Below are 17,071 nucleotides of genomic sequence, written 5' to 3' on the forward strand. Positions count from 1 at the left end.
TTATCCCCTCCCGTTTATCATTATATAGAATTTATTGGAAATTATCAAAAAATTCTATATAATGATTACTGATGAGTCTTCCTACCTTATACGAGAAGAATATATTTGAAAAGAATTCTTTTCTTTATATTTTTTTATTCTTATAATGCGTTTTTGATTCTTATGATATAGTAACAACAAAGGGGGCTTAAAAATGGAAATTATTCACGAAAGAGCAAAGTTGCGGTTAATGGATAATACTGATGTCGAAACTTTGTTTTTGATTGTAGAAGGAAATCGGGATATTTGGGCGTATTTAATCTCTAAAATGGATAGTGTGCAAGATATGCAACAATACGTTCAAAAAGCTATAAAGGGTTACGGAAGAGGTACTCAAATACCTTTCATAGTCGTAGATCAACAGTCGAATAAGATTGTAGGAAGTACACGTTTATATAATATTTCAGTAGAAGATAAGACAGTTGAGTTAGGGCAAACGTGGTATCATCCGAGTGTGCAACGTACGAGTATAAATACAGAGTGTAAGTATATGCTTCTTCAGTATGCTTTTGAAAAATTGCATATGCTGAGAGTGCAAATTAAGACGGATGCAAGAAATGAAAAAGCACAACGAGCAATTGAAAGGTTAGGCGCAGTAAAAGAGGGTGTGCTTCGAAATGAAAGAAAATTACCGAATGGTTATGTGAGAGATGCGGTGGTGTACAGTATTATCTCGAGTGAATGGCCAAGCGTAAAAGAAAAATTGTTAGAAAAATTAGAGTTGTATAAAGAAAAGTTATAATTCGTGTTTTGAAAGGTATATTGTTCGTGAGATATGAAAAATATACCTTTTTTCTTACAAAATGCTACTTTATTTTAATTCCTTTTGTTTCATCGTTCCCTTCTGAGAAAAAATTCGTTACAATGTAGTTGTATGGTAATAAACTTATGAATTTAAAAATGTAATGAAAACCGCAAATGAAAATGAATTGATAATCCTCAATTTTAAATGAAAACCCTTTTATACATAAATAACAAGTAAAGTTCCTTCTTTTAAATAAACTCAAACAAAACGATTTGATATAAATGTTTTTTATAGAAGTATGGATGATGTACGGAGGCAATTACAAATGAAAGAAAATAAGAAGAGTAAGAAAAGACGAATCTTTCAAGTATTTTTACTAATGATTTGTTCTGCTATTTTATATGTAAGTTATGCAGCTTACGATATTTGGAGTTATCGTTTTAAAGCAAATGATGACGTGAAAACGGATGCTGGTATCGTACTAGGAGCAGCTTCATGGAACGGAAAACCATCTCCTGTATTTAAAGAAAGAATTAATCATGCGATTTCTTTATATAAGAACGGAAATATTAAAAAGATTATTTTTACAGGTGGTACAAAGTTCGAGGCAGAACTCGAGGAAGCACGTACTGCAAGAGTATATGCAATGAAACAAGGTGTAAAAGAGGAAGATATTTTAATTGAAACTAAATCCCTTTTCACTGAAGAAAATTTAAAAAATGCGAAGCAAGTTGGAATAGAGAACGGCATACAAACATACACGATTGTAAGTGATCCACTTCATATGAAACGCGCAATGAGAATCGCAAAACATATTAATATTGAAGCGTATGCTTCACCAACGCCGACATCAGCATATAAAACGTTAGATACAGAAATACCATTCTTCTTTAAAGAATTATTCTCGTATATTGGATATGTAACCTCTTTGCCATTAAAAGCATTGAAGGGGGACTAATATAAGAAAAGGATCTATCCTTAAATAGGAACTTTTCTTATTAGTCAAAAACATTGTATTTTTATCGGAATAGTGAAACAATAGAGAGGTAGCTTCATATAATCATAATGACAAAATGAACGGTTTATGAATCGAGCATAAAGGAGATTATAGTATGGCACTCTCATTTGTTGAAACAGAAGAACAGTCTTTAATTATTGAGAAAATAAATAAATTGATTCCGAAGTTCATGGAAAGGGAGCATCAGCTAAGTGAATTAGGATCATTTCCGTATGAAAATATAAATGATTTGAAAGATATCGGATATACGAAATTAACGTTACCGAAGGAATTTGGTGGTAGTGCCATTTCTTTATATGACTTCGTTTTATTTCAAGAGAAAATCGCGGAAGGCTGTGGAGCTACTGCATTATCGATTGGCTGGCATCTTGGCATTGTGAAGGAGCTAGCGGAAAATCGCTCTTGGAATGATGAGATGTTCAAATGGTTTTGCGAAGAAGTACGTAATGGTGCGCTCTTTAACAGGGCAGCAACAGAACCGAAAACAGGGAGTCCGACGCGTGGCGGCAAACCAGAAACAATAGCGGCTCAACAAGGCGAGAAGTGGGTTATAAATGGAAGAAAAACTTTTACAACGATGGCGCCAGTACTTGATTATTTTATTATTTCAGCAAGTATGGAAGGCCGTGAAGAAGTTGGTGAGTTTGTTATTCCAAGAAATACACTCGGTGTATCTATTGAAGAAACGTGGGATAGCGTTGCAATGCGAGGGACTGCTAGCCACGACCTTGTCTTACAAAATGTAGAGATAGACAACCGCTTTTTTACGGATGTAAAAGGCGGGAAAGTGAAACAAAAGGGTATTGGCTGGTTGCTACATATACCAGCATGTTATTTAGGGATTGCACAATCAGCAAGAAATTATGCAGTTCAATTTGCGGAATCATACAAGCCAAATAGTTTAAATCATTCTATTAGTTTATTGCCGAATGTTAGAAAATTAGTTGGAGAGTTAGAACTTGAGCTTATGCAAGCTCGTGTCTTTTTATATCAAATTGCGAAAAAGTACGATGAGGCAGAAGATAAACTATCACTGCAAGCAGAATTAGCAGCTGTGAAATATGCTGTAACAAATGCGGCGATATCTATAGTGGATAAATCGATGCGCATCGTAGGAGCAAAAAGTTTATCAGAAAAAAATCCGCTCCATCGTTACTATTTAAACGTCAGAGCAGGATTACACAATCCACCGATGGATGATGCAACATTGTCTATGCTGGCGGATGCGGCGTTTCGGTCGTGATTTTTGAAGTTTACATTTTATTGTTTATGGATATTATAGTTGTTTTGAAAGCACGGGTTTGATTAGTAATCAAACCCGTGCTTTTTATGTGTATGAAGTACTTAATGGAGATGTAGGTTTTTAATATAAATGATTATCATGGTGTTGTGATTGTTTCTTGTTGAAAAATTCTTATTGTAATGCCAGTTTGGAGGCTGTATAAACATTTTTCGTATTTAATCCCAAATTAAAGGTCTTTCCAAGTTAACCATTCGCAAATATTGTAAAAATTGACCCGCATGGACCGCATCATGATAGGCAATTCGTAATAGCATATCACCTAAATATCGTTGATAGCCAACATCACTTCTATCAATAAGTCTTGAATCTAGCTCGGCTATGCTTATTGATTGAACATATTCTATGAAGTCAGTAAAGTGTGATTGTGCCAATTCAATTTCTTTTTTTACACAAGTAATTGGCTCGTCATCATACGGGGTACGTATGTCGTTTATTGAACCGTTGTTTTTTATAATCATATGATAGTAAAAAGTTGAGCTCCATACGTGACGAATCATTTCACCAAAGGACATAGCCTCAGAATCAGGCTTCCAATTAAGAAAATTATCGGGAAGAGAATTCCATAATTTTTCTGAGCGCCTTCTCGTTTCTTTTAAATTTAATATACTAAGATCAATTGCATTCATAATACATTCTCCTTTACTATTAAACTTAAAATAATTGTATCAATTTAATAGTTAGGGTATCATCGAAATATGAATGTATATCCGAATATCTCATATATAGCTAAACTAATTGCTGAACCTACAAGAGCAATCATCTTAGATTGTCTAATGAATAATCAGGCACTACCTGCTAGTGAATTGGCTTATATGGCAAAAGTGTCACATCCAACAATTAGTTCGCATCTTTCTAAATTAGTAGAAGGGAATTTACTTACAGTTGAACAACATGGTAGACATCGTTACTATCGACTTGCTAATCAAGAAGTTGCAGAAGTGCTTGAAAAGTTAGGGACAATTGCACCAACAGTTCAAGTTCGCTCTTTAAAACAATCAAGCCAACTAAAACAAATTCGTTATGCTCGAACTTGTTATGATCATCTTGCAGGCAAACTCGGTGTAGAGATAACTGAAAAATTACTAGATAGGCAATTTATAATTTTAGAGGATGGAGAATACATTGTAACGGAACAAGGCAAGAAATGGTTTCTGAATTTTGGAATAAATGTTGATGAGGCAGATACAAAAAGGAGGGTATTTGCAAAACCTTGCCTTGATTGGAGTGAACGGTGTTACCATATTTCTGGTTGGTTAGGGTCTGCAATTGCAAAACTGCTTTTTGAACAGGGATGGATTACGAAAACGGATAAGAACCGAGCTGTCCATCTTACAAAGAAAGGTGTAAAGTTATTGGAAGATCAATTAGGCATTGATATGAAAACTGAGGAAAGAAAAGCTTGAAATTAGAAAAATCCGTCAAAATGAAGGGCTTTTTTCATTATGGTAGGAGTGTACATGAATAATAGGATGTTACCAATAATCGTTGCCAATAAAAAATCTTTCTTTTCATTCTTCTTTTTTAAGTTTTAAAGGAGAAAGCTAGGCTTCTTATTTTTACTAATGTTATAATAAGAAAAAAGCACGAAAAGAGGTCATCTCATGCTAGAGGTTATTGCAACATGTTTAGAAGATGTAAAACGAATTGAAAGTGCTGGCGGGAAGCGGATTGAATTAATTTCATCTTATACAGAAGGTGGTTTAACACCGAGTTATGCTTTTATAAAAAAAGCGGTAGAAGTGGTAAGTATACCAATTCATGTTATGATTCGTCCGCATGCGAAGTCTTTTACATATACGGAAGAAGAAATTGAAATGATGAAAGAAGATATTATAGTTGCACAGAAGTTAGGAGCAGCTGGGGTAGTATTAGGCGTATTAAACGAACGAAATGAAGTGGATGAAGAGAAATTAGCGGATTTACTATCTGTTGTAGATGGAATAAATGTAACGTACCACCGTGCGATAGATGATATAAAAAATCCAGTAGAAGCGATGAGCACTTTAAAGAAGTTTCATAAAGTGACTCACGTTTTAACTTCAGGTGGACAAGGAAATATAGTAGAGAATATTCCGGTGCTTACAGAAATGCAAAAGGTAAGTGAGGGTCAAATTCAGCTTGTAGCTGGAGCTGGCGTGACGAAAGAAAATATAAAGCGATTGCTAGATGAAACTGGAATCACGCAGGCGCATGTCGGTACAGCGGTAAGAGAAGGAAAATCATGTTTTTCTGAAATAGATCCTAATTTAGTACAAGAATTAGTTGAAATAATAAAATAAGTGCTTAAGAAAGAGGAGAAACGATGAAGGAAAATACGAAGAAAGAATTATTCTCTTGGGCTAAAACGATAGGTTTTACCCTTGTATTAATTGCTATTATTCGCGGTGTTTTATTTACACCTTCTTTAGTACAAGGTGAATCAATGATGCCCACTTTAAAAAATAACGAAAGAGTTCTCGTGAATAAGATTGGTTATAGTATAAGTGGATTAGATCGCTTTGATATTATCGTCTTCCACGGGAAAGAAGGATACGATTTAGTAAAACGAGTAATTGGTTTGCCAGGCGATACAGTTGAGTATAAAAATGATGTTTTATATGTAAACGGAAAAGCGATGGAAGAACCATATTTAAAACAGTTTAAAGAAAAAGCAGTAGGCCGTGTATTAACTCCAGACTTTACGTTAGAACAAATCACTGGGAAAACGAAAGTGCCAGAAGGCCAAGTATTTGTTTTAGGGGATAATCGTGAAGTTTCTAAGGATGGTCGCATGTTTGGCTTTATTTCAGAAGATGAAATTGTCGGAAAAGGACAAGCTGTTTTCTGGCCGTTGGAACAAGTAAGAGCGTTATAAAGTGTGGTGAAGTATGGGAGAGATATTCTTCCATACTTTTTTATTTGCTTAAAATCTATTGATTGAATTGAAAGAATATTTTATAATTTTAAATTATATGTTTGTTTCGAAAAACGGAATTTAAGTTCCGTAATTCGGAACGAAAGGGAGATAGAATGAGTATAAATAAAACGGCAGTTAAGACAATGGATATTTTGGAGTTGTTTTATGAGCATGAAGAGCTAAGTTTAACAGAGATGGTTCAGCTTACAAATATGCCGAAAACATCTGTTTATCGTTTAATTGGCTCGTTGGAAGAGATGGAGTTTTTACAAAAAAACGAAAAGGGGAAATATCGTTTAGGGGTCGTATTTTTACGGTTCGGTCAACTTGTTTCACAACGATTATCAGTAAGAAATATAGCAATTCCTTATATGAAAGAACTTAGAGATAGTTTAGGACAGGCAGTTAATTTAATAATTCAGGATGGAAATGACGCAATTTATGTTGAAAAAATGGAAGGTGTTCAGCCGGTACGCGTGTATACGGCGGTTGGAAGAAGAGCACCGCTTTATGCTGGCGCATGTCCAAGAATTTTACTATCGTATTTCTCTGAGGAAGAGAAACGGAGATACATAGAGGAAGTGGATTTAAAACAGTTTGCAGATGGAACAATCGTGGATAAGAAACAATTGTTAGAAGTGTTGCAAATGGCAAAAAAGGAAGGCTACACCATTAGTTATTCTGAGTTAGAAAATCATACAGCCGCGATAGCAGCACCCATTTTCGCGAGCGATGGAACGGTTGTAGCAGGCATTAGTATTTCGGGATTAGCAATTGAGTACAACGAAAGTAACATTTCATATTTTATTGCGAAGGTGAAAGAAACAGCGCATCGCATTTCGAAAGAACTCGGCTTTTTGGCATAGAAAGAGGGAGTAGGATGAAATTTTCTGCGTTAGGGGATCAAGCAATTATTGTTACATTTGGTGAAGAAATTAAGAGGGATATATATGAGAAAGTACAGCGGTTATTTCAAGCACTGCAGCAACATCCGTTTGCAGGAATGATAGAGTGCGTTCCGTCGTTTACTTCATTAGCTGTTTACTACAATGTATACGAAGTATGGAAGGGAAATGAGAGAAGTGAAAGGTCACATGATTACGTTCGCCAGTATATAAAGGAGCTGTGTGATTCTTATAAAGAAGAAGTAAAACAGGATGTGAAACATATTTCTATACCAGTGTGCTACGGGGGAGAATATGGACCTGATTTAGAAGAAGTCGCGCATTATCACGGTTTACAAGTAGAAGATGTGATTCGAATACATAGTGAAACTACATATTTTGTATATATGCTAGGTTTTACACCAGGGTTCCCGTATTTAGGAGGACTTTCAAAAGAATTAGAAACACCTAGAAAAGAAACACCACGGTTACAAATCTCTCCTGGTTCAGTAGGTATTGGCGGAAATCAAACAGGTATATATCCGCTTGAAACACCAGGAGGATGGAATATTATCGGCCGAACTCCTATTTCATTATTTAATCCGGAAGAAGAAATACCGACATATATTCAAAGTGGTATGTATTTACGATTTATTCCAATAACGAAGGAAGAGTACGTATCGCTTGAGGGGGCTAAAAAATGGATGTAGAGGTTTTGCATGCGGGAATGTTTACAACAGTCCAAGATTTAGGGCGATCTCATTATCAACAATACGGTGTGCCAGTTGGCGGGGTGATGGATCAAAGTACACTTCGGATGATCAATATGTTAGTTGGTAATGAAGAGAATGAAGCGGGACTCGAAATGACGATTATGGGACCTAAATTGTTAATAAAGAAAACGACTTTACTTGCGATTGGCGGAGCAGATATGGAACCGTTATTGAATGGAGAACGTATCCCCTTATGGCGTCCCATTTTAGCGGAAGAAGGTAGTATGCTTTGTTTTGGAAAAGTGAAAAGTGGTTGCAGAGCGTATGTGACCTTTGCGGGTGGAATACATATTGAGCGTACAATGGGAAGCAAAAGTACGTACATACGTGCTGCGATTGGTGGTATAGAAGGAAGAATGCTGAAAAAGGGTGACTACTTCCAAATTGGTGCACAACCAGAAATGGCGAGTCGTTTCATTCTAGACTTACAAAAAGATGCGAGAATAAAAACGAAATGGGCAATTAGCAACAGCGTACTACCAAAGTATAAGAAACATCCAAAGCTTCGTGTCATAACTGACTTTGAATACGATCAATTTACAGAAGAAAGTAGAAAGGCATTTTTTACGAAAGAGTATAAGGTATCTAATTATGCTGACCGTATGGGCTATAGGGTTGAGGGAGAAGTATTAAATAGGATTGAAGAAAAAGAGATTTTATCGAGTCCTGTTACATTTGGAACCATTCAAGTTCCTAATGGTGGACAGCCGATTATATTAATGGCAGATAGGCAAACGACAGGTGGCTATCCGAGAATGGGAAATATCATTTCAGTAGATTTACCTCTTCTTGCCCAGCTAAAGCCGGGGGACTATGTTTCTTTTGAGAAAATTACGCTTGAAGAAGCGGAACAATTGTACATAGAACAAGAAGTAAATATGAATTTATTAAAGAAATTCATCGCTTTACGAAGCTGAAATTAGGAGGAATACATTATGACTACAATCGATTTAAACTGTGATTTAGGAGAAAGTTTTGGCGCTTATAAAATGGGGAATGATGATGAGATTCTTCCGTTCGTTTCCTCTATAAACGTTGCTTGCGGTTTTCATGCGGGTGATCCGTCTATTATGCGTCAAACTGTTGAAAAAGCTTTGGAGCATAACGTAGCAATAGGGGCGCATCCTGGATTTCCTGATTTAATTGGATTTGGTAGAAGAAACATGAATGTTTCAGCAAGTGAAGTATACGATTATGTTCTATATCAAACAGGCGCATTAGACGCATTTGTGAAAGCGGCAGGCGGGAAAATGCAGCATGTAAAGCCGCACGGTGCCTTATATAATATGGCGGCGTCTAATCCGGAAATTGCAGATGCAATTGCAAAGGCAATTTATCATATAAATCCAAGTCTATTACTTTATGGATTAGCAAATAGCGAGGCGTTTATACAGGCTGCAGAAAAATACAAAGTAACTCTTGTACAAGAGGCTTTTGCGGATCGTACATATAAGCAAGATGGTACATTAACGAGCCGTACAGAAGAAAATGCGCTTATAAAAGATGAAGACGAAGCGATAAAGCAAGTACTTCAAATGGTGAAAGAAGGCTATGTAAATTCGGTGAATGGTGAGAAAGTAGCAGTTCAGGCGCAGACGATTTGTTTACACGGTGATGGGGAAAAAGCAGTACAATTTGCAGAAAGAATATACAGAACATTCAAACTCAATGGTATTTCTATTTGTGCACCGAAATAAAAAATAGGGGGAAGTGCTAGAAATGATTAAATTAATCGGAATACTACTTGTTGCAGTGGGCTTTTTATTTAGATTAAATACACTTTTAGTAGTTATGGTTGCAGGTATTGTTACTGGTATGGTTTCAGGATTAAGTTTTTATGATGTGATCAGCATGTTCGGTAAATTTTTCATAGAGAATAGATATATGTCTATGCCAATTATATTAACTTTACCGGTAATCGGAATTTTAGAGCGTTACGGTTTAAAAGAAAGAGCCGAAGCACTTATAACGAAATCAAAAGGAGCAACAACTGGAAGAGTATTAATGTCATATTTTACGATAAGAGAATCATCAGCAGCACTAGGGCTTAATATTGGTGGGCATGCGCAAACAGTAAGGCCGCTCGTTGCACCGATGGCAGAAGGGGCCGCGCAAGGTAAATACGGTAAACTTCCTGAAAAATTAAGAGAAAAGATTAAAGCAAACGCAGCGGCTGCGGAAAATACAGCTTGGTTTTTCGGAGAAGATATTTTCATCGCAACTGGAGCTATTTTATTAATGAAAGGATTCTTCGATTCAGTAGGTATGCATGTCGGAGTATGGGATATGGCACTTTGGGGCATTCCGACAGCAATATCTGCACTTATTGTAAGCTGGATTAGATTTAGAAGGTTTGATAAATATATAGAGAAAACAATGAAGGCAGAAGGAAAAGAAGAGAAGGAGGCAATCTAATATGAACATCATCACAATGGATACAATCTATTATGTATTAGGGATAATCGTTGCTTTTATCGCTGTTCGTATCGCATTCGATTGTAAACATCCAAACAGATTCGGTTCTAGTTTATTTTGGGCATTGTTTGCAGTTACATTTTTATTTGGAAATGTAATTCCTTCGTTTTACGTTGGCTGTATCGTGCTCGCTATGGTCGTTTTAGCCTCGCTAAATAAAGTAACAAAATCAGAGGAAAAAGAAGTTCCAGTACAAGAACGTGTGAAACATGCTGAGAAATTAAAAAATAAAATTTTTATGCCTGCACTATTAATTCCTATTTTTACAATTATCGGTACGTTGACCTTAGGGAAAATTAAATGGGGAAATGTCTCTCTTGTTGATCCAGATAAAGTAACATTAGTTGCACTAGCGCTTGGTGCATTACTCGCATTTGTTGCGGCGATGCGTATTACAAAATCAAAAATAACAACACCTGTACAAGAAGGAAGCAGACTATTACAAGCTGTTGGCTGGGCTGTAATTTTACCACAAATGTTAGCAGCACTTGGCGGTATATTCGCGAAGTCTGGCGTTGGACAAGTTGTTTCAGACTTAGTCGGACAAGTGCTACCGACAGAGTATCCGTTCGTTGCCGTTATGGCGTACTGTTTAGGCATGATGCTATTTACAGTCGTAATGGGAAATGCATTCGCAGCGTTTGCTGTTATTACTGGCGGAATTGGCTTACCTTTAATAGTTCAAATGCACGGCGGAAACCCAGCAATTATGGCAGCACTCGGTATGTTTGCTGGATATTGCGGAACGCTGCTTACTCCAATGGCAGCAAACTTTAATATCGTACCTGCGATGCTTTTAGAGCTAAAGGATAAAAATGCGGTTATTAAAGCGCAAGTACCAATTGCTCTTTCAATTTTTATCATAAATATGTTTATTATGTACGGCCTAGTATATCGTTTCTAATTAGGAGGATAAAACTATGAAAACAGTATTATTAACAGGGTTTGATCCGTTCGGCGGAGAAAATATCAATCCAGCTTGGGAAGTAGCAAAAGGTTTGCATGAAAAAACAATTGGAGAATACAAGATAATAAGCAAACAAGTACCAACTGTATTTCATAAATCAATAAGCGTATTAAAAGAGTATATAGAAGAACTAGCGCCGGAAATTATTATATGCATTGGACAAGCTGGGGGCAGGCCAGATATTACGATAGAACGTGTCGCAATTAATATTGATGATGCAAGAATTGCTGATAATGAAGGCAATCAGCCGGTAGATGTACCAGTTGTAGAAGAAGGAGTGATTGCATATTGGTCTACACTTCCGATTAAAGCAATCGTGAAAAAACTTCGCGAAGAGGGTATACCGTCATCTGTTTCACAGACGGCAGGCACATTCGTTTGTAATCACTTATTCTATGGACTTATGCATGAACTAGAGAAACATGATAAGAAAATAAAAGGCGGATTCATTCATATTCCGTTTTTACCAGAACAAGCGAGTAATTATCCAGGGCAACCGAGTATGTCACTTTCTACTATTCGTAAGGGGATAGAATTGGCAATCGAAGTAACGACGACAGTTAAGGTAGATATTGTAGAGGTTGGGGGCGCAACGCATTAAGTAAAATGAATTGTACAACACCTCCTGTAAACAACTGGTATAATAAGAATAGGAAAATACATAGAGGTGATTTTTGTGCAACAATTTGAAGAAGTACGTTCAATTTTAGAAAAAGCGAAGAAAATTACAGTATTAACAGGCGCTGGTGCAAGTACGGAAAGTGGTATTCCAGATTTTCGTTCAGCAAATGGATTGTATGCTGATGCGAATGTGGAGATGTACTTATCAAGAGGGTACTATAACCGAAGTCCGAAAGAATTTTGGAAGCATTATAAAGAAATCTTTCAAATTAATACGTTCCATCAATATAAACCAAATCGTGGCCATCGCTTTTTAGCTGAGCTAGAAGAACAAGGGAAAGATATTACGATTTTAACGCAAAATATTGACGGTTTACATCAATTAGGTGGCAGTAAGCATGTCATTGATTTACATGGAACACTTCAAACAGCACATTGTCCAAAATGTAAATCAGGCTATGATTTACAGTATATGATTGATCATGAAGTACCGCGTTGTGAGAAGTGTAATTTCATTTTAAATCCAGACGTTGTTTTATACGGAGATACACTGCCGCAATATCAAAATGCTATCAAACGTTTATATGAAACAGATGTGCTTATCGTTATGGGAACATCACTAAAAGTACAGCCTGTCGCTTCATTCCCGCAAATTGCAAAGAGGGAAGTAGGAGCAACAACTATTTTAGTAAATGAAGAGTTAACAGGACAGGAATATAACTTTGATTTTGTTTTTCAAAATAAGATTGGTGAGTTTGTTGAAGGGTTATCTTCAATGAAATAAGTTATCGAAAAAACTGAGGTATCTGCCTCAGTTTTTTATTTGAGTAATCACTGTTTTAAGCCATATGAAAACATTTTGATAACGTAGTAACAACATCTCTATAATTTATAAAAATCAATTTGCCCCATTTTTCTTTTAGAATAATATTCATGTTATTGTGCATTAAGGGAATGGTAATAAATAGGATGTAAAAACAAAAAACTGAAAATTAAATCTTTTATTTCTTTTATAATTAATATAAAATTCTATATATATCATATAAATAAATTTGATACATAATGATTTTGCGTAGAAATGTTAATAGAATGAAGCGAGGGAGCGAAATGAGACAGAAAAAGGAGCAGAAAAAACAATCGAAAAGAAAAAGACTCATATTCCATTTCGGTTAAATGTACTATTTTTTATTGTCTTTCTTTTATTTTCAGCTATTATAATTCAATTAGGTAAAGTACAAATCATTGATGGAGAAACGTATAGAAATGAAGTAAACAAAAAGGAAGATGTAACGGTAAGTACTCCCGTTCCTAGAGGGAAAATGTTTGATCGGCAAGGTCACGTTATTGTAAATAATAAACCATTACGAACCGTTACATATACGAAAATGAGAGGAGTAGACTCGAAAGAAGTTTTACAAGTAGCAAGAGATTTAGCTAAGCTAATTGAAATGTCGCAAGAGGACATGGATAAGTTAACAGAGACAGATAAGAAAGATTTTTGGATGCAGTTAAATGAAAAGCGGGCAGCGGCGAAAGTAACGAAAGAAGATGAGAGTAAATTTAGAAAGCAAGAAATAGAAGGAAAAGAGTTAGATAAAAAAGTAGAAGAACTGCGCCGGGAAAGAATTACACAAGAAGAACTAAATGAGCTTTCAAAGGAAGATATAGAAGTATTAGTAATTAAAAGCAAAATGAATGCGGGATATAAAATGACGCCGCAAATCGTTAAAAAAGATGTAAGTCAAAATGAATATGCTGTCGTTAGTGAAAGGTTGGCAAGCTTACCAGGGGTAGATACGACAGTAGATTGGGAACGTGAATACCCAAATGATAAAATACTGCGCTCTATACTAGGTAGCGTTTCTAATGAAAATGAAGGATTGCCAAGAGAACAATTAGATTATTATTTAGTTCGTGATTATAATCGAAACGACCGTATTGGTAAAAGTTACATTGAAAAACAATATGAAGATGCACTACATGGAACGAAGGAACAGTCTAAAAATATTATGGATAAAGCAGGGAAGATTGTTCGAACAGAAAAAGTGACTGAAGGAAAAAGTGGAAATAACTTGATGTTAACAGTCGATATGGATTTACAGAAAAGAGTAGAGGGCAGCCTTGAAAAGAATTTACGAGCCTTTCATGCTGCAGAGCCGATGATGGATCGTGCGTTCGTAGTAATGATGAATCCGAAAAACGGTCAAATTTTATCAATGGCAGGAAAGAAAATTGTAAATAAAGATGGCGGTATGCAAATAGAAGATTATGCATTAGGAACGATGACAAGTTCTTATGAGTTAGGGTCAACTGTAAAAGGGGCTACTTTATTAACTGGATATCAAACAGAAGCGATTAAGCCGTATACACATTTCTTTGATGCGCCAATGTATTTTAAAGGAAGTTCTAAGCCGAAGAAATCGTGGAAAGAATTTGGGGATATTGATGATTTAAGAGCTTTGCAAGTGTCATCGAACGTTTATATGTTTAATACGGCTTTAAAAATGGCAGGCATTAATTATGTCCCAAACAATCCATTAGACATTAAACAAGAAACATTTAATAAAATGCGCTACTATTTTAGACAATTTGGCCTAGGTGTGTCGACTGGTATTGACCTGCCAAATGAATCAATTGGTCAAGTAGGTAGAACTGATAACATACCCGGATTTTTACTTGATTACGCGATTGGACAGTATGATACATATACGCCGCTTCAGCTTGCACAATATATTTCAACCATTGCAAATGGCGGTTACCGAATGAAACCACAAATTGTACAAGAAGTTAGAGAGCAACCGAATAGACCAGAGGATGTAGGAAAAGTCGTTCGGTCGATTGAACCAGTTGTATTAAATAGAGTGGATATGGACACTTCGTACATTAATCATGTAAAAGAAGGATTTAGAAGAGTTTTTCAAGAAGCTGACGGAACAGGTACCGGAACGTTTAAAGGTCTACCATATAAACCAGCGGGAAAAACAGGAACAGCTGAGACAGTATATGGTGGAGAAAGTGATATTGGAAGAGATGAGAACAACAACCGAAAAAAATGTTATAATTTAACTCTTGCCGGTTATGCACCATATGATGCTGATCCGGAAGTAGCTTTTTCAGTTGTTGTACCATGGGTGAATGATGATAAATCAGGAATTAATTCTGCGATTGGTAAAGAGATTTTGGATGCGTATTTTGAATTAAAAACAAATAGATCAAATGCAAATTCAATTCCAGTAGAACAACCGAACAAGGCACAGTAAAAATAGTATCACTGCATGGAAACATATTGTGCAGTGATATATTTTTTGAGTTAAAAAGCGCTTTATAAGGTGGGAATGGATATGAAAAAGGAGATTAAGAGAGGCTGGGGAAAGTACATACTATTTATATTGGTGATAGTCATAGGCTACCATTCTTTTACTTTATGTAAGGTGGAAGGGGAATCGATGCAGCCGACTTTATATGAAGAAGACTACGTATTTGTAAATAAAGCGGTAGTACGTCTTTCTAATTTACAACACGGAGAAATTGTCATTATAAAAGAAGAGGATGAATCGAAATATTATGTGAAACGTGTAATAGGGCTTCCTGGTGATGTAATTAACATAACGAACGGAAAGGTATATGTGAACGATAAAAAGCAAGAAGAACCATATACAAACAAAGATTTATTTAACAACACACAAGTGTTTTATAATTTTCAAAAGACAAAAATTCCGCCAAATAAGTTATTTGTAATGGGAGATAACCGCGAAGTAAGTAGAGATAGTCGAAATGGCTTAGGATATATTGAAGAAGATAACATAATAGGCAAGGTGGAATTTGTATATTATCCTTTTTCAAAAATGAAAATGATAGAATAAGTGGGGGATGAGCAAAACCCCACTTATTAAAGTTTCACTTTATTTTCTTTAAAAAACCTTTTGGATTAAATGATATGAAAAATTTATGTTTAGACTCGTCGATTATGAAGTTATTATTTTTAGTTAAAAACTCATCCACAGCTTCCATCGGGCCAGGACCCCAATCGGGAAGAAGCGGATTTCCATTAATGGAGGTATCTTCTACAATCATATAACTGCCAGTAGTGACGATAGATTTATATAGTAATAGTTCTTTGGAAACATGTTCTTTACTATGATCAGAATCTAAAATAACTAAAACCACATCATCAGGTTTGCGCATGCTTACAATTGTTTGGATGGCCTGCACAGAAACAGAAGATGCTGTTAAATACGTAATCCGATTATGTGATGGCCGATTTGGCTGCGGAGTTATATCGATAGTAAGTACGTGACCTTTTCCAATTAAATCTAACATAGAAGCTAAATACAGTGCACTACCACCGTGAAAAGTCCCGCATTCAATAATTAAATCGGGCTTTAATTCATAAATAATTTCTTGATACAAAAAGAGATCAGAGGGAAGTTTACAGATTGGAACCCCGAACCAGTGTGTATCGTTTAACCACACGAGGCTGTTGTAATATTGGTTTAGAAATTCATTGCTTATATTATCGATTTTAAATTCTCCTTTCTAAAAAGGATTCTCTCGTTTGACGTAAAGTGTTTACGCATGAAAGTTGTACTATATATTATGTAGTAAGGAATTGTAAGGCGAGTGTTTTTACTTGAAAATAAGCCAAATAACTCATGTGGAAAATGAAAGGAAATGATCGTATGTACAAATACACAATTTGTTTTATTAGAAAAAGCGATAAAATACTGCTATTAAATAGAAATAAAAAGCCGAATATGGGGATGTGGAATGGTGTTGGAGGAAAAATAGAAGAGAATGAAACGCCATACGAAGGAATAATTAGAGAAACGTTTGAGGAAACGGGTATAGAACTTTCAAGTGTAACGTATAAAGGGACTGTTGTTTTTAAAGGTAAAGATGAGCCCCAGGCTAGTGAAGGAATGTATGTGTTCGTTGCTGATTTTCCAGATGGAATGCAAATGAATACACCATTACGTACGGCTGAAGGATTATTAGAATGGAAAGAAATTGATTGGATATTAGATGGTGATAATAGAGGTGTAGTTAGCAACTTACCAAAATACTTACCGACAGTAATAACAGAAGAAAATAAGTTAAAACATATATTCACGTACGATAACCGGAATATTATTAATTACACAACTGCATGTTTGACAGAAGATGATGCGAACATGCGATATGAAAAACAACTCATTTCTCAATAGAAGAGGATAGTGAAAAATCACGTTTTGTTCTCATTATATATACGAAGTGATTATATGTTTCAGAAATACAATTTATTGGTCAGAATTGTAATATGTATGATATAACTTTTCTTATGGTGAAAGCGTAGAGAACATACGTAAACGGA

General features: G+C 35.6%; 18 protein-coding genes and 1 pseudogene. 17 read left to right on the forward strand and 2 right to left on the reverse strand.

Going from position 1 to position 17,071, the window contains the following annotated elements:
• The first annotated feature begins 193 nt into the window (after positions 1–193).
• The 3 genes from IQ781_RS00635 (at position 194) to IQ781_RS00645 (ending at position 3,045) form a co-directional block, all read left to right on the forward strand.
• Positions 194–781 carry a GNAT family N-acetyltransferase gene (locus IQ781_RS00635; protein ID WP_000402579.1) on the forward strand — a complete coding sequence of 196 codons (588 nt, stop codon included), beginning with the start codon at positions 194–196 and terminating at the stop codon, positions 779–781.
• A 328-nt stretch (positions 782–1,109) separates the two neighbouring features.
• Positions 1,110–1,742, forward strand: a complete 633-nt coding sequence (locus IQ781_RS00640; protein WP_000662215.1) for a YdcF family protein — start codon at positions 1,110–1,112, stop codon at positions 1,740–1,742.
• Positions 1,743–1,896: 154 nt separating this feature from the next.
• The gene (locus IQ781_RS00645; protein ID WP_001218360.1) at positions 1,897–3,045 is read left to right on the forward strand and encodes an acyl-CoA dehydrogenase family protein; all 1,149 of its coding nucleotides are present in this window, start codon (positions 1,897–1,899) and stop codon (positions 3,043–3,045) included.
• Between the two features lie 215 nt (positions 3,046–3,260).
• Here IQ781_RS00645 and IQ781_RS00650 read toward each other — a convergent pair whose 3' ends face one another.
• The gene (locus tag IQ781_RS00650; protein WP_000991275.1) at positions 3,261–3,731 is read right to left on the reverse strand and encodes a DinB family protein; all 471 of its coding nucleotides are present in this window, start codon (positions 3,729–3,731) and stop codon (positions 3,261–3,263) included.
• Between the two features lie 69 nt (positions 3,732–3,800).
• Here IQ781_RS00650 and IQ781_RS00655 point away from each other — a divergent pair, with 69 nt between their 5' ends.
• From IQ781_RS00655 to lepB (IQ781_RS00715), 13 genes and pseudogenes are all read left to right on the forward strand, one after another.
• On the forward strand, positions 3,801–4,508 hold the full coding sequence (locus IQ781_RS00655) for an ArsR/SmtB family transcription factor (protein WP_074047546.1): 708 nt from the start codon (positions 3,801–3,803) through the stop codon (positions 4,506–4,508).
• Between the two features lie 198 nt (positions 4,509–4,706).
• Positions 4,707–5,384, forward strand: a complete 678-nt coding sequence (locus tag IQ781_RS00660) for a copper homeostasis protein CutC (protein ID WP_000895121.1) — start codon at positions 4,707–4,709, stop codon at positions 5,382–5,384.
• A 23-nt stretch (positions 5,385–5,407) separates the two neighbouring features.
• Positions 5,408–5,959: a signal peptidase I gene (gene lepB, locus IQ781_RS00665; RefSeq protein WP_000662501.1), complete on the forward strand. Its 552-nt coding sequence runs from the start codon at positions 5,408–5,410 to the stop codon at positions 5,957–5,959.
• A gap of 155 nt (positions 5,960–6,114) precedes the next feature.
• The gene (locus tag IQ781_RS00670; RefSeq protein ID WP_000026367.1) at positions 6,115–6,867 is read left to right on the forward strand and encodes an IclR family transcriptional regulator; all 753 of its coding nucleotides are present in this window, start codon (positions 6,115–6,117) and stop codon (positions 6,865–6,867) included.
• Positions 6,868–6,881: 14 nt separating this feature from the next.
• A complete protein-coding gene (pxpB, locus tag IQ781_RS00675; RefSeq protein ID WP_000672280.1) occupies positions 6,882–7,595 on the forward strand; it encodes a 5-oxoprolinase subunit PxpB in 714 nt (237 codons plus the stop codon).
• Positions 7,586–8,575: a 5-oxoprolinase subunit C family protein gene (locus IQ781_RS00680; protein ID WP_061457394.1), complete on the forward strand. Its 990-nt coding sequence runs from the start codon at positions 7,586–7,588 to the stop codon at positions 8,573–8,575. Before pxpB ends, IQ781_RS00680 begins: the two co-directional genes overlap by 10 nt.
• Before the next feature lie 18 nt (positions 8,576–8,593).
• The gene (gene pxpA / locus IQ781_RS00685; RefSeq protein WP_000207320.1) at positions 8,594–9,355 is read left to right on the forward strand and encodes a 5-oxoprolinase subunit PxpA; all 762 of its coding nucleotides are present in this window, start codon (positions 8,594–8,596) and stop codon (positions 9,353–9,355) included.
• 22 nt (positions 9,356–9,377) lie between these two features.
• Positions 9,378–10,073 (forward strand): DUF969 domain-containing protein, encoded by a 696-nt coding sequence (locus IQ781_RS00690; protein ID WP_000593392.1) that lies wholly within the window; start codon positions 9,378–9,380, stop codon positions 10,071–10,073.
• Between the two features lies 1 nt (position 10,074).
• Entirely contained in the window at positions 10,075–11,037 is a 963-nt protein-coding gene (locus IQ781_RS00695; RefSeq protein ID WP_001021642.1) for a DUF979 domain-containing protein, read from the forward strand.
• Positions 11,038–11,053: 16 nt separating this feature from the next.
• Positions 11,054–11,701 carry a pyroglutamyl-peptidase I gene (pcp, locus tag IQ781_RS00700; RefSeq protein ID WP_139847092.1) on the forward strand — a complete coding sequence of 216 codons (648 nt, stop codon included), beginning with the start codon at positions 11,054–11,056 and terminating at the stop codon, positions 11,699–11,701.
• A gap of 75 nt (positions 11,702–11,776) precedes the next feature.
• The gene (locus IQ781_RS00705; protein WP_001183803.1) at positions 11,777–12,505 is read left to right on the forward strand and encodes an NAD-dependent protein deacylase; all 729 of its coding nucleotides are present in this window, start codon (positions 11,777–11,779) and stop codon (positions 12,503–12,505) included.
• 323 nt (positions 12,506–12,828) lie between these two features.
• A pseudogene (locus IQ781_RS00710) lies at positions 12,829–14,981 on the forward strand (peptidoglycan D,D-transpeptidase FtsI family protein).
• A gap of 81 nt (positions 14,982–15,062) precedes the next feature.
• Positions 15,063–15,584 (forward strand): signal peptidase I, encoded by a 522-nt coding sequence (gene lepB, locus IQ781_RS00715; RefSeq protein WP_002094069.1) that lies wholly within the window; start codon positions 15,063–15,065, stop codon positions 15,582–15,584.
• 34 nt (positions 15,585–15,618) lie between these two features.
• On the opposite strand, the gene IQ781_RS00720 is transcribed toward lepB (IQ781_RS00715), so the two are convergent.
• Positions 15,619–16,242, reverse strand: coding sequence for a cephalosporin hydroxylase family protein (locus tag IQ781_RS00720; RefSeq protein WP_265736937.1), 624 nt, complete (start codon positions 16,240–16,242; stop codon positions 15,619–15,621).
• 158 nt (positions 16,243–16,400) lie between these two features.
• Between IQ781_RS00720 and IQ781_RS00725 the strand changes: the two genes are divergently transcribed.
• On the forward strand, positions 16,401–16,925 hold the full coding sequence (locus IQ781_RS00725) for an NUDIX hydrolase (protein ID WP_139847091.1): 525 nt from the start codon (positions 16,401–16,403) through the stop codon (positions 16,923–16,925).
• Positions 16,926–17,071: the final 146 nt, after the last annotated feature.

The sequence above is a fragment of the Bacillus sp. N447-1 genome (assembly GCF_022701035.1).
GTDB lineage: Bacteria > Bacillota > Bacilli > Bacillales > Bacillaceae_G > Bacillus_A > Bacillus_A cereus.

Excerpts from the sequence above, each read along its gene's own strand:
- lepB (WP_002094069.1), top strand. The coding sequence starts at position 15,063 with ATGAAAAAGGAGATTAAGAGAGGCTGGGGAAAGTACATACTATTTATA.
- pcp (WP_139847092.1), top strand. The coding sequence starts at position 11,054 with ATGAAAACAGTATTATTAACAGGGTTTGATCCGTTCGGCGGAGAAAAT.
- IQ781_RS00660 (WP_000895121.1), top strand. The coding sequence starts at position 4,707 with ATGCTAGAGGTTATTGCAACATGTTTAGAAGATGTAAAACGAATTGAA.
- IQ781_RS00640 (WP_000662215.1), top strand. The coding sequence starts at position 1,110 with ATGAAAGAAAATAAGAAGAGTAAGAAAAGACGAATCTTTCAAGTATTT.
- IQ781_RS00725 (WP_139847091.1), top strand. The coding sequence starts at position 16,401 with ATGTACAAATACACAATTTGTTTTATTAGAAAAAGCGATAAAATACTG.
- IQ781_RS00655 (WP_074047546.1), top strand. The coding sequence starts at position 3,801 with ATGAATGTATATCCGAATATCTCATATATAGCTAAACTAATTGCTGAA.
- IQ781_RS00670 (WP_000026367.1), top strand. The coding sequence starts at position 6,115 with ATGAGTATAAATAAAACGGCAGTTAAGACAATGGATATTTTGGAGTTG.
- IQ781_RS00645 (WP_001218360.1), top strand. The coding sequence starts at position 1,897 with ATGGCACTCTCATTTGTTGAAACAGAAGAACAGTCTTTAATTATTGAG.
- pxpA (WP_000207320.1), top strand. The coding sequence starts at position 8,594 with ATGACTACAATCGATTTAAACTGTGATTTAGGAGAAAGTTTTGGCGCT.
- IQ781_RS00650 (WP_000991275.1), bottom strand. The coding sequence starts at position 3,731 with ATGAATGCAATTGATCTTAGTATATTAAATTTAAAAGAAACGAGAAGG.
- IQ781_RS00690 (WP_000593392.1), top strand. The coding sequence starts at position 9,378 with ATGATTAAATTAATCGGAATACTACTTGTTGCAGTGGGCTTTTTATTT.
- IQ781_RS00635 (WP_000402579.1), top strand. The coding sequence starts at position 194 with ATGGAAATTATTCACGAAAGAGCAAAGTTGCGGTTAATGGATAATACT.
- IQ781_RS00695 (WP_001021642.1), top strand. The coding sequence starts at position 10,075 with ATGAACATCATCACAATGGATACAATCTATTATGTATTAGGGATAATC.
- lepB (WP_000662501.1), top strand. The coding sequence starts at position 5,408 with ATGAAGGAAAATACGAAGAAAGAATTATTCTCTTGGGCTAAAACGATA.
- pxpB (WP_000672280.1), top strand. The coding sequence starts at position 6,882 with ATGAAATTTTCTGCGTTAGGGGATCAAGCAATTATTGTTACATTTGGT.
- IQ781_RS00680 (WP_061457394.1), top strand. The coding sequence starts at position 7,586 with ATGGATGTAGAGGTTTTGCATGCGGGAATGTTTACAACAGTCCAAGAT.